Here is an 11,995-nt window from a genome sequence, read left to right on the forward strand (position 1 = left end):
ACTTAATGTTAGAACGTTACAGCAGACCAGAGATGAGAGCCATCTGGACAGAGCAAAACAAATTTCAAGCGTGGCTAGAGGTTGAACTTTGCTCATGTGAGGCTTGGGTAGAGCTTGGTGTGATCCCTCGTGAGGATGTAGAGGCATTGCGTGCGAAAGCGACATTCGATATTGATCGTATCTATGAAATTGAGCAAGAGACACGTCATGATGTTATCGCATTTACACGTGCCGTATCCGAAACGGTTGGACCTGAGCGCAAATGGGTGCACTACGGTCTTACCTCTACCGATGTCGTAGACACGGCTAATGGATATTTGCTTCGTCAAGCGAACACAATCCTTCGTAAGGATATTGAAAACTTTATCGCGATCCTGCGTGACCAAGCGAAAAAGTATAAAGATACTCCGATGATGGGACGTACACATGGTGTTCATGCAGAGCCGACAACATTTGGCCTGAAGCTTGCCCTATGGTATGAGGAAATGAAGCGTAATCTTGATCGCTTCGAGCATGCAGCTGACAATGTGCAATACGGTAAAATTTCCGGTGCAGTTGGTACGTATGCGAATATCGATCCATTCGTAGAGCAATTCGTATGTCAAAAGCTAGGCATCAAGGCAGCTCCAATCTCGACTCAAACGCTGCAGCGTGACCGTCATGCTGAATATATGGCGACACTAGCATTAATTGCAACTTCTCTAGATAAATTCGCAACAGAAATTCGTGCGTTGCAAAAGAGCGAGTTCCGCGAGGTAGAGGAACCGTTCGCGAAAGGTCAAAAGGGCTCATCGGCTATGCCGCATAAGCGTAATCCGATTGGCTGCGAGAATATTTCCGGCTTGTCGCGTGTGATTCGTGGTCATATGCTAACAGCCTATGAGAATGTAACCCTTTGGCATGAGCGTGATATCTCACACTCTTCAGCAGAGCGCGTCATCCTTCCAGATGCAACCATGCTGCTGAACTATATGCTGAATCGTCTTGGCAACATCATTAAAAACTTAACGGTATTCCCTGAAAATATGAAACGCAACATGCAAGCAACGTATGGCGTGCCATTCTCTGGCCGCGTCATGACGAAACTGATTGATAAAGGCTTCAGCCGTGAGCAAGCGTACGATACGGTTCAGCCACGTGCGATGCAGGCTTGGGAGACGAAGGTTCAGTTCCGCGAAATCATTGAAGCGACCGAGGAGATTACTTCGGTACTTTCTCCAGAGGAGATTGAGGATTGCTTTAATCCGGCGTGGCATCTAAAACACGTCTCTACAATCTTCACCCGGGTGTTCGGCGAGTGATCACGAAGTGATGCTAACGCAGCGTAATCGGCATCGAGCTTTGCGTTCATCGCTCGTTCCGGTGCTCACGTACCAATACCGTACGCTGCGCTCCTCACTTCACTAGCTTCACGCAAATCTCTCGGTGCTGACTCGCCGAACTGTTCGGCGAGTGATCACGATGATTACGCTGACGCAGCGTAATCGGCGTCGAAGATGCCGTTCATCGTTTGCTCCAGTGCTCACGTACCAACTACGTACGCTGCGCTCTTCACGTCACTAGCTTCACGGCATCTTCTCGGTGCTGACTCGCCGAACGTTCGAGGATGTCCTCGTGTGGGTAGCTGCTTTAGGAAAAGCTTCGTGAGTAACTCGGAGGAGACGTGGGGGCAGCAACCTAGTTGCAGTGCTCAAAGCCTTCTAGGGTTAATGCTCTGAGCCGTGAAGGACGTCAACTTCGTTGCACTGCTTCACGAAGAGCTGAAAGCTTAGTCTGCTTTAATAAGCTGATTCGAAGAAGTGCTACCCTGTGGCAAGGTGTGAAATGATTCTGAAGAAACGAAGTGTTCGCCTTTGTTCCCGAATTTCCCTCTTTAATATCGTTCAGGAAATTTGGGAACAACAGTGATCGGAAGAACATTTCACACCGCAGCCTAGCTGCAGCCCGCTATCATTTCAAGCTTTCAATCATCATCATTTAGGAGGAATAGGTTCATGACTACGCAAGTGAAGGCCATCTCGTCTGCTGCTGAGTATGTGCGAGCCCCGCTTATTTATAAGGGCAAGGTTCGCGAGCTGTACGATTTGGGAGAGCATTTTCTGATTGTCGTAACAGACCGCATCTCAGCGTTTGACTATGTGCTGGACCCAGCAGTACCTGACAAGGGCAATGTGCTTAACTCACTATCAGCTTATTGGTTCGCGCTTACCGAGCATATTATTGCCAACCATGTCGTGCATACGGATGTATACAAGCTAGGAGATCTTATCACGGAGCCTGAGCTGCTGAAGCATCGCGTTACCGTTACGAAAAAGGCGGAGCGCATTGATATGGAATGCATCGTGCGCGGCTATATTACTGGTGGTGGCTGGAGACAGTATGAACAGACTGGTGCTATTAACGGCGATGCATTACCGGCAGGCCTCCGGAAAAACGAGAAGCTGCCTGAGCCGATTTTTACACCTTCTGCCAAAAATGATATCGGTCACGATGAAGACATTTCATTCACCGAGATGAGTAAGCGGATTGGCAAGGAGCTTGCTGAGGCACTGCGTGAGCGTAGTCTTGCATTATATAACTTTGCGCATGAGTATTGCCATGAGAAAGGTATTATTCTAGCAGATTGTAAATTTGAATTTGGTATTATTGGCGGCGAAATTATTTTAATTGATGAAATTTTCACACCAGATTCCTCGCGTTTCTGGGCAGAAGATAAATTTGCTTATGATATTGAAATCGACAGCATGGACAAAGAGCCCGTACGCGCATATTTGCTAGGCTCAGATTGGGACAGAGAAAGCATGCCTGCTCCTCTTCCTGCACATGTCGTAGAAGAAACAACCGCACGTTATCGTAATATTTATACTCGTCTAACTGGCAAGCAATTAGTATAACCCATTAATATATCTGCGATATGGATCGCGACTACTACAGGTCTATAGGAGGCTATTATGAAGGCTACGGTTTATGTAACGATTAAAGAGAATGTACTTGACCCACAAGGAGCAGCAGTGAAAGGCGGACTTCACTCCCTTGGTTTTGCAGAAGTAGGGAAGGTTCGTATTGGTAAGTATCTTGAGATTGAACTAGACACAACAGATCGTGCTGAAGCAGAAGCTCGTCTTAAAGTGATGTGCGAAAAGCTACTAGCTAATACGGTTGTAGAAGACTACCGATTTGAACTGGAGGACTAATGTGATGAAGTTTGCGGTACTTGTATTTCCAGGCTCGAACTGTGATATCGACTGCTATAAAGCTGTAGAGCAAACCATTGGTCAAGAAGTAGACTATGTATGGCATACAGCTACTGATCTTTCAACATACGATTGTATTCTAGTACCTGGAGGCTTCTCCTATGGTGACTACCTACGTTGTGGTGCAATGGCCAGCTTTGCAAATGTTATGAGTGAAGTGAAGAAAGCTGCAGAAGCAGGTAAATATATTCTAGGCATTTGTAATGGATTCCAGATCCTTACAGAAGCTAACCTTCTGCCAGGAGCGCTTATTCGTAACACTGGCTTGAAATTCCGTTGTCACCAATCTCAGCTTGAGGTTGTGAACAACAATAATCCTTTCACTAGTGAATATGAGCAAGGGGAAATCATTAATATTCCAATCGCTCATGGTGAAGGTAACTACTTCTGCGATGATGAGACTTTAGCAGAGCTGCAAGCAAATAATCAAATCATTTTCCGTTATGCGGGAGATACCAACCCGAACGGTTCAATTCTTAATATAGCAGGGATTAGCAATAAAGCAGGCAATGTCGTTGGTATGATGCCTCACCCTGAACGCGCAGTGAATGAGATCCTTGGATCTGCGGACGGTAAACGCATGTTTACTTCGATTTTGAATGCATGGAGGGAACAACATGGCACAGCAATTAACAGCTAAGGAACCTACCGCAGAACAAATTGCGGAGCAAAAAATTTATCAGCAATTCGGCGTTTCAGATTATGAATATGAGCTAATCTGCGGCTTCCTTGGTGGACGCAAGCCTAACTACACTGAGATCGGTGTATTCAGCGTAATGTGGTCTGAGCACTGTGCTTATAAAAACTCTAAGCCGATCTTGAAAAAGTTCCCGACAACAGGTCCTAAAGTATTGATGGGTCCTGGTGAGGGCGCAGGGATTGTAGATATCGGTGACAATCAAGCGGTTGTGTTCAAGATTGAATCGCATAACCATCCATCCGCTGTTGAGCCTTATCAAGGCGCTGCGACTGGTGTAGGTGGAATTATCCGCGACATTTTCTCTATGGGTGCTCGTCCAATTGCATCTCTAAACAGCCTGCGTTTTGGTCGTCTTGAAAATGAGCGTGTGAAATATTTGTTCGAAAACGTAGTTAGTGGAATTGCAGGCTACGGTAACTGTATCGGTATTCCGACCGTTGGTGGAGAAGTAAATTTCGATGAGAGCTATGAAGGTAATCCACTCGTTAACGCGATGTGCGTCGGCTTAATCGATCATGACAAAATCCAACGCGGTGTCGCTAAAGGGGTAGGTAACCCGGTATTCTACGTAGGACCTGCAACGGGTCGCGATGGTATCCACGGTGCAACGTTCGCATCTGTCGAGCTGACTGAGGAGTCTGAAGAGAAGAAAACGGCGGTACAGGTTGGCGATCCATTTATGGAGAAGCTTGTTATGGAAGCGACCTTGGAATTGATCAACTCTGGTATCGTTCTAGGTATTCAAGATATGGGTGCAGCAGGTCTAACTTGTTCATCCGCAGAGATGGCATCTAAAGCAGGTAATGGTCTAGAGCTATATCTTGACGAAGTGCCACAGCGCGAAACGGGCATGACACCTTATGAAATGATGCTGTCTGAGTCTCAAGAGCGTATGCTGTTCGTTATCGAGCCTCAGCATGAAGCACAAGCGAAGGAAATCTTCGATCGCTGGGGAGTTATCTGCGTGAAGGTTGGTAAAGTAACTGACGATGGTCGTTTGCGTCTATTCCATCAAGGAGAAGAAGTTGCAAATATGCCGGTTAAGGCGCTTGTAGATGAGTGTCCAGTGTACAATCAGCCGTCTACTGAGCCAGCTTACTATAGCGAGTTTGCTAACGTAGATACTGGTGCTTTTGCAGAGATTACTGATCTGAACGGAACGCTTGAGCAAATTCTTGCTTCGCCTACCGTAGCGAGCAAGGAATGGGTTTACAATCAGTACGATTACATGGTGCGTACGGCTACTGCTGTACAGCCGGGCTCTGACGCTGCGGTTGTGCTAGTTGATGGTACACGCAAGGCGCTTGCAATGACAACAGATTGCAACAGCCGTTATGTATATCTTGATCCACAAGTAGGCGGCAGCATTGCTGTATCTGAGGCTGCACGTAATATCGTGTGCTCCGGTGCTGAGCCGCTTGCGATTACAGACAACTTGAACTTCGGTTCTCCAGAGAAGCCAGAAGTATTCTGGCAAATCGAAAAATCCGCTGACGGTATTAGTGAAGCTTGTAATGCGCTTGCTACGCCAGTTATCGGCGGTAACGTTAGCTTGTACAATGAAAATGCAAAAGGTGCAATTTACCCAACGCCGGTTATCGGTATGGTTGGTCTAGTGCACGACGTTGATCATATTACGACGCAAGGCTTTAAAAAGGAAGGAGATGTTATCATCCTTCTAGGGGAGACGAAGGCTGAATTCGGCGGTTCTGAGCTGCAATATGTGAAGAACGGTGCTCCTTCAGGTCGTCCACCAGCGCTTGATCTTGAGGTTGAGAAAAAGCTTCAACAGTCTGTGCTTTCTGCAATCCAGAGCGGTCTAGTTGCCTCTGCGCATGACCTATCTGATGGCGGTTTTGCCGTAGCTATTGCTGAGTCTTGCATGAGCGGCGGCATTGGTGCGAGCGTTACTGTAAGCACAGAGCTTCGTACAGACCACTATCTGTTCAGTGAATCACAATCACGTATTCTGCTTTCAGCTTCACCAGAAAAAGCTGATGAGCTTGTTGCTCATATTGCTAGCCATGGTGTTAAAGCAACTGTACTTGGTACGGTAGGCGGCAAGGATCTTAATATTTTGGTCAATGATAAAGCAGCGATTCAAGCGCCAGTAGCTAATTTGGAGAGAGTGTGGAAGGAAGCGATCCCATGTCTAATGAAATAGCAGACTTGAAGCTTTGGACAGGAGATCACTATAACGAGGGCATCGGTCGAGACGATATTTTCGATAAATTAAGAGAGGAATGCGGCGTATTTGGTGTCTACGGACACCACGATGCTGCCGCTGTTTCCTTTTTCGGTTTACATGCCCTTCAGCATCGCGGTGAGGAAAGTGCGGGAATTTGCACAGTAGATGGCAGTGACGGCAACAAGTTTAACTATCATCGTGAGATGGGGCTTGTGAAGGAAGTGTTCGATCAAGCGATCCTCGATCGTTTGAAAGGTGAGCGCGCAATCGGTCACGTTCGTTATTCTACTGCAGGTGAGAGCAAGCTATCGAATGCTCAGCCGCTTATTTTCAAATACCGTGATGGGGATTTAGCGATCGCGACCAACGGCAACATTGTCAATGCACCTGAAATTCGTAAAGAGCTAGAGGATAACGGTTCGATCTTTCAAACCTCCAGCGATACAGAAGTCATTGCGCATTTGATCGCGCGCTCGAAGAAGGATTTCGTAGAGGCTGCACGTGATGCACTGCGCCGTTTGGTCGGAGGCTTCGCTTTTCTGCTTATGACGAATGAAAAGCTGATTGTAGCATCGGACCCTCATGGTCTGCGTCCACTATCTATGGCTACCATTGGTGAGGGCTATGCCTTTGCCTCTGAGACCTGTGCCTTCGAGACGATAGGCGCTCAATATGTGCGTGATATCCAGCCTGGCGAGATGATTATTCTTGATGAGTCGGGCATCCATTACGATCGCTATGACGCAGGTGAATCTCGTCGTGCCGTATGTGCGATGGAGTATATTTACTTCGCACGTCCAGACAGCGACATTCAAGAGATTAACATCCATGCTTCACGCAAGCGGATGGGTAAACGACTTGCCCAGGAGTCATTTGTTGATGCTGACGTAGTTACAGGTGTTCCTGACTCAAGTATTTCAGCAGCAATTGGCTACGCAGAGCAAACAGGTATTCCATATGAGCTTGGGCTCATTAAAAATAAATATACAGGTCGTACCTTTATTCAGCCTTCGCAGGAGCTGCGTGAGCGCGGAGTGAAGATGAAGCTTTCTGCTGTACGCAAAGTCGTAGAAGGAAAGCGAGTGGTCATGATTGATGACTCCATCGTACGCGGTACAACATCGCTGCGCATCGTAAACCTGCTTCGTGAAGCTGGGGCGACTGAGGTGCATGTACGAATTACTTCACCTCCATTTAAGAATCCGTGCTATTACGGAATCGATACGCCTGACCGCAAGGAGCTTATTGCTTCAAGCCGCAGCATCGAGGAAATTCGTCAGCAGATTAATGCAGACTCACTTGCATTTCTAACGGATGTAGGCTTTATGGAAGCAGTAGGCGGTCATGAAGATAAGTATAAATACGGCCTATGTATGGGCTGTTTCGATAATGATTATCCGACGGTGGTAGACGAAGAGTCAGACAAAAGCTGCTCCTGCTAGTAGGGGTAGTTCAATAAATACAGGCTTGATGACGATGTGATGCGCTGTAGCGTAATCGACGGCGAATATTGAACGCTAGCGAAAACTCTGTTGCTCACGTACCAAGTACGTACGCTGCGCTACTCGTTTTCTACTAGTGTCCAATCTTCTTGGTCCTGAAGCCTGAACTTATTGAACCTCTATTGGAAGAGGAAGCTTAAAAGTCCGACTTTGATGACGATGTAGGGCGTTGTAGCGGAATCGACATCGAATTTTGAACGCTAGCGAAAACTGCGTTGCTCACGTACCAAAAGCGTACGCTGCGCTACTTATTTTCTACTAGCGTCCAAACTTCTTGGTCCTGAAAGCCGAACTTTTAACCCTTTATTGGAATGGGTAGGGCAAAAAGCTCGAATTTGATTACGAAGTAAACCGTTGTAGCTTAGTCGGCATCGAATATGGAACTCAGCCGAAATTTACGGTGCTCACGTACCAATAACGTACGCTGCGCTCCGTAATTTCTAGCTTTGCTCCATCTTCTTGGTACTGAAATCCAAGCTTTTTCCCCTCTATTGGAAGTGGGAACTTGAAAGTCCGACTTTGATGACGGTGTAGGGCGTTGTAGCGGACTTGGCATCGAATTTTGAACGTTAGCGAAAACTCTGTTGCTCACGTACCAAGTACGTACGCTGCGCTACTCGTTTTCTACTAGCGTCCAATCTTCTTGGTCCTGAAGCCTGAACTTATTGAACCTCTATTTAAATGGAAAGTTCAAAAAGCACAGGCTTGATGACGGTAATAATCTTTAAGCTACTGCGGAGCTTATGTTCTCTAAAAGCGACGTCCTGACGAAGGAAGGTTCGAGCGTTAGAGAATCATAAGCGAAGCTGATAAATTTTTAGGAGTTGACAATATGTCAGAGGCGTACAAAAAAGCGGGCGTTGATATTGCAGCCGGCAATGAAGCTGTAGAGCGTATGAAAAAACATGTAAAGCGCACATTCCGTCCTGAGGTTTTAACGGATCTAGGCGGGTTCGGCGGCTTGTTCAGCTTGAACAAGGAAAAGTATGAGGAGCCTGTCCTTGTTTCTGGTACAGACGGTGTAGGTACTAAGCTAAAGCTTGCTTTTGCGATGGATAAGCATGATACGATCGGAATCGACGCAGTAGCAATGTGCGTTAATGATATTATCGTTCAAGGTGCAGAGCCATTGTTCTTCCTTGACTATCTTGCATGCGGTAAGGTTGAGCCTGAGAAGATCGAGGCGATTGTCGCTGGTATTTCTGAAGGCTGCGTGCAATCGGGCTGCGCCCTAATTGGCGGCGAAACTGCTGAAATGCCAGGCATGTATTCCGAAGAGGAATATGATATCGCGGGCTTTACAGTTGGTATTGTTGATCGCAAAAAGATGATTGACGGCTCCACCATTGCTCCAGGAGATGCTGTACTAGGCTTCGCATCCAGCGGTATTCATAGTAATGGTTTCTCACTCGTTCGCAGACTGCTGCTTGAAGAAGTAGGTTATGATCTGCAGGATGAACTAGCTGAGCTAGGCGGCGCTAAGCTGGGCGATGTATTGCTTGAGCCAACAAAAATTTATGTTAAATCTGCTCTAAAGCTGATTGAGCAAGTGAATGTGAAGGGTATGGCTCACATTACTGGCGGCGGCTTTATTGAAAATATTCCTCGTGTGCTTCCTGAAGGTGTAAATGTAGATATTACTTACGGTTCATGGCCAGTTCTTCCGATCTTCGAGCTTATGCAGCAAAAAGGAAGCATCTCAAACCGTGATATGTTCACAACATTTAACATGGGCATTGGACTTGTTGTGGTCGTACCTGCTGAACAAGCTGAGGATGCAATTCGCATCGCTGGCGAGCTAGGTGAAAAAGCATATCGCATCGGTACGGTGACGGAAGGTCAACGTATCGTTACCTTTACAGGAGCAGAAGTGTAATGTCATTACGTATTGCTGTGTTTGCATCTGGCAACGGCTCGAATTTTCAAGCGATTGTCGATGCAGTACAAGCAGGGAAGCTCGATGTCTCCATCGAGCTTCTTGTTTGTGATAAGCCTCAAGCACCAGTAGCTGCACGAGCGCAGCGAGCGGGGGTAGAAGCATTTTTATTCAAGCCCAAGGATTATGCTTCCCGAGAGGCGTATGAGCAGGAAATATTGCAGAAGCTGCGTGAAAAGCAGGTGGATCTGGTTGTACTTGCAGGTTATATGCGAATCATTACACCAGTGCTTGTCGAAGCGTATGAAGGCAGAATGATTAATATTCATCCGTCCATGCTTCCAAGCTTCCCAGGTATCAATGCTATTGGACAGGCGCTGCAATATGGAGTGAAGGTAACAGGCGTTACGGTGCACTATGTAGATGGCGGCTTGGACAGTGGCCCGATTATCGCTCAGAGAGCGTTGGACGTCTTCGCTGATGATACAGAGGAAACACTGGCGGTGCGTATTCATGCTATCGAGCAGGAGCTGTATCCTGAGGTTATTAGCTGGATCGCGGCTGGCAAAGTAAGTATCAACGGCAGAAATGTCACAATCGATTAAAATCAATCTGCTGAGTCGATTCAAATGGTATTTTTAGCTTCGTGGTAAAATTGTTACTACTAATGTATTGTCGATGATCCAAGTTAGCTTAAGTGGAGGGATATAGGAAGGTGTACAAGCGTTAGCGGTCGCCTTTATCCTAGGATTTCGACTACGAATGTAGATCCAACTAGAAATCCGTAGATAACAGCGATGGAAACCTCCTGTATCCCGTAACGACATGCACGCAAGACTTATTAACTACAAAAAGTATAGAACAGCATTTAATAGTGAGAATGAGCATTCAAATAAGCTTGAAATACATTTAGGAGGGTATATAAGTGGCGATTCGTAGAGCGTTAATTAGTGTATCGGACAAGACAGGTATTGTGGAGTTTTCAAAAGCATTGGCAGAGCAAGGTGTAGAAATCATTTCTACAGGCGGTACGTTCAATTTGCTGCAGAAGGAAGGCGTACCTGTTATCGGGATTTCTGATGTGACAGGTTTTCCAGAAATTTTAGATGGACGTGTAAAAACATTACATCCGGCTGTTCATAGCGGCTTGCTAGCTGTGCGTGATAGCGCTGAGCATCAACAGGCGATGAAAGAGCTTGGACTAGACTATATCGACCTTGTTGTCGTGAATCTTTACCCGTTCAAGGAAACAATCGCAAAGCCAGATGTATCTTACGAGGATGCGATTGAAAACATCGATATCGGTGGGCCGACAATGCTTCGCTCCGCAGCGAAAAACCACGCATTTGTAACGGTTGTTGTTGACGCTGCCGACTATGCAGGCATTTTGGAGGAAGTAAAAGCTGAAGGTGATACAACACTAGAAACACGCAAGCGCCTTGCTGCGAAAGTATTCCGCCACACTGCGGCATACGACTCTCTAATCTCTAACTACTTATCTAACCTACAAGGCGATCCACTGCCGGAAACTTATACCGTTACGTATGAAAAGGTACAGGATTTGCGCTACGGTGAAAACCCGCATCAGCAAGCAGCATTTTATAAAAAGCCGCTTGCAGCGAGTGGTAATATTACTACTGCAGAGCAGCTTCACGGTAAAGAGCTCTCCTATAATAACATTAATGATGCGAATGCAGCGCTTGCGATTTTGAAGGAATTCGAAGAGCCAGCGGTCGTAGCTGTAAAGCATATGAACCCTTGTGGTGTAGGCATTGGTACAGACATTCATCAAGCCTATCAAAAAGCTTATGATGCTGACCCGACGTCGATTTTCGGAGGAATTGTTGCAGCTAACCGTACGATTGGTGCGGATACTGCTGAGCTGCTAGGCTCTATTTTCCTTGAGATTATTATTGCGCCTGACTTTACGCCAGAAGCGCTGGATATTTTGACGAAGAAGAAAAACATTCGCTTACTGAAGCTAGGAGAATTCACATCAGCTGCTGAGCGTAAACCTGAGTGGGTTGTTACTTCAGTAGATGGCGGCATGCTAGTACAGCAAAGCGATGTACAACATTTATCAGTGGATGATCTTCAGGTTGTTACAGATCGTATGCCTACGGAAGATGAATTGAAGCAGCTTCTATTCGGATGGAAGGTCGTTAAGCATGTTAAATCTAATGCTATCCTTCTTGCTAAAGGCGATATGACGATTGGCGTTGGTGCTGGTCAGATGAATCGTGTAGGGGCAGCTCGTATTGCAATCGAGCAAGCAGGAGAGCAAGCAAAAGGTGCAGTACTTGCTTCTGATGCATTTTTCCCAATGGGAGACACTGTAGAGCTTGCTGCAAAAGCAGGAATTACAGCAATCATTCAGCCAGGCGGCTCCATTAAGGACGAAGAGTCGATCGCAGCGGCAAATGCCCATGGGATTGCGATGGTATTCACAGGCGTACGTCATTTCAAACACTAATT

9 protein-coding genes are annotated in these 11,995 nt (G+C 46.5%); all 9 read left to right on the forward strand.

Annotation, left to right across the window (positions count from 1 at the left end; genetic code table 11):
* Positions 1 to 5: 5 nt before the first annotated feature.
* The 9 genes from purB to purH all read left to right on the forward strand — a co-directional run bounded on the left by purB (position 6) and on the right by purH (position 11,993).
* Positions 6 to 1,301 carry an adenylosuccinate lyase gene (gene purB / locus NSQ99_RS07220; RefSeq protein ID WP_340838750.1) on the forward strand — a complete coding sequence of 432 codons (1,296 nt, stop codon included), beginning with the start codon at positions 6 to 8 and terminating at the stop codon, positions 1,299 to 1,301.
* A 693-nt stretch (positions 1,302 to 1,994) separates the two neighbouring features.
* Positions 1,995 to 2,894: a phosphoribosylaminoimidazolesuccinocarboxamide synthase gene (locus NSQ99_RS07225; protein WP_251669655.1), complete on the forward strand. Its 900-nt coding sequence runs from the start codon at positions 1,995 to 1,997 to the stop codon at positions 2,892 to 2,894.
* Between the two features lie 54 nt (positions 2,895 to 2,948).
* On the forward strand, positions 2,949 to 3,194 hold the full coding sequence (gene purS, locus NSQ99_RS07230; RefSeq protein ID WP_251669831.1) for a phosphoribosylformylglycinamidine synthase subunit PurS: 246 nt from the start codon (positions 2,949 to 2,951) through the stop codon (positions 3,192 to 3,194).
* A 4-nt stretch (positions 3,195 to 3,198) separates the two neighbouring features.
* Positions 3,199 to 3,894 (forward strand): phosphoribosylformylglycinamidine synthase subunit PurQ, encoded by a 696-nt coding sequence (purQ, locus tag NSQ99_RS07235; RefSeq protein ID WP_340835934.1) that lies wholly within the window; start codon positions 3,199 to 3,201, stop codon positions 3,892 to 3,894.
* Positions 3,872 to 6,118, forward strand: a complete 2,247-nt coding sequence (gene purL / locus NSQ99_RS07240; RefSeq protein ID WP_251669653.1) for a phosphoribosylformylglycinamidine synthase subunit PurL — start codon at positions 3,872 to 3,874, stop codon at positions 6,116 to 6,118. Before purQ ends, purL begins: the two co-directional genes overlap by 23 nt.
* On the forward strand, positions 6,103 to 7,584 hold the full coding sequence (gene purF, locus NSQ99_RS07245) for an amidophosphoribosyltransferase (RefSeq protein ID WP_251669651.1): 1,482 nt from the start codon (positions 6,103 to 6,105) through the stop codon (positions 7,582 to 7,584). Before purL ends, purF begins: the two co-directional genes overlap by 16 nt.
* An 892-nt stretch (positions 7,585 to 8,476) precedes the next feature.
* On the forward strand, positions 8,477 to 9,520 hold the full coding sequence (gene purM, locus NSQ99_RS07250; protein ID WP_340835936.1) for a phosphoribosylformylglycinamidine cyclo-ligase: 1,044 nt from the start codon (positions 8,477 to 8,479) through the stop codon (positions 9,518 to 9,520).
* Positions 9,520 to 10,125 carry a phosphoribosylglycinamide formyltransferase gene (gene purN, locus NSQ99_RS07255; protein ID WP_340835938.1) on the forward strand — a complete coding sequence of 202 codons (606 nt, stop codon included), beginning with the start codon at positions 9,520 to 9,522 and terminating at the stop codon, positions 10,123 to 10,125. Before purM ends, purN begins: the two co-directional genes overlap by 1 nt.
* Positions 10,126 to 10,445: 320 nt before the next feature.
* Entirely contained in the window at positions 10,446 to 11,993 is a 1,548-nt protein-coding gene (gene purH / locus NSQ99_RS07260; protein ID WP_340835939.1) for a bifunctional phosphoribosylaminoimidazolecarboxamide formyltransferase/IMP cyclohydrolase, read from the forward strand.
* The last annotated feature ends 2 nt before the right edge of the window (positions 11,994 to 11,995 follow it).

Origin of the sequence: Paenibacillus sp. FSL W7-1287 (assembly GCF_038004245.1) — a bacterium.
GTDB lineage: Bacteria > Bacillota > Bacilli > Paenibacillales > Paenibacillaceae > Pristimantibacillus > Pristimantibacillus camelliae.

Bases quoted from the DNA above. Each gene is read 5' to 3' on its own strand.
- purB (WP_340838750.1), top strand. From the start codon at position 6: ATGTTAGAACGTTACAGCAGACCAGAGATGAGAGCCATCTGGACAGAG.
- NSQ99_RS07225 (WP_251669655.1), top strand. From the start codon at position 1,995: ATGACTACGCAAGTGAAGGCCATCTCGTCTGCTGCTGAGTATGTGCGA.
- purQ (WP_340835934.1), top strand. From the start codon at position 3,199: ATGAAGTTTGCGGTACTTGTATTTCCAGGCTCGAACTGTGATATCGAC.
- purL (WP_251669653.1), top strand. From the start codon at position 3,872: ATGGCACAGCAATTAACAGCTAAGGAACCTACCGCAGAACAAATTGCG.
- purF (WP_251669651.1), top strand. From the start codon at position 6,103: ATGTCTAATGAAATAGCAGACTTGAAGCTTTGGACAGGAGATCACTAT.
- purM (WP_340835936.1), top strand. From the start codon at position 8,477: ATGTCAGAGGCGTACAAAAAAGCGGGCGTTGATATTGCAGCCGGCAAT.
- purN (WP_340835938.1), top strand. From the start codon at position 9,520: ATGTCATTACGTATTGCTGTGTTTGCATCTGGCAACGGCTCGAATTTT.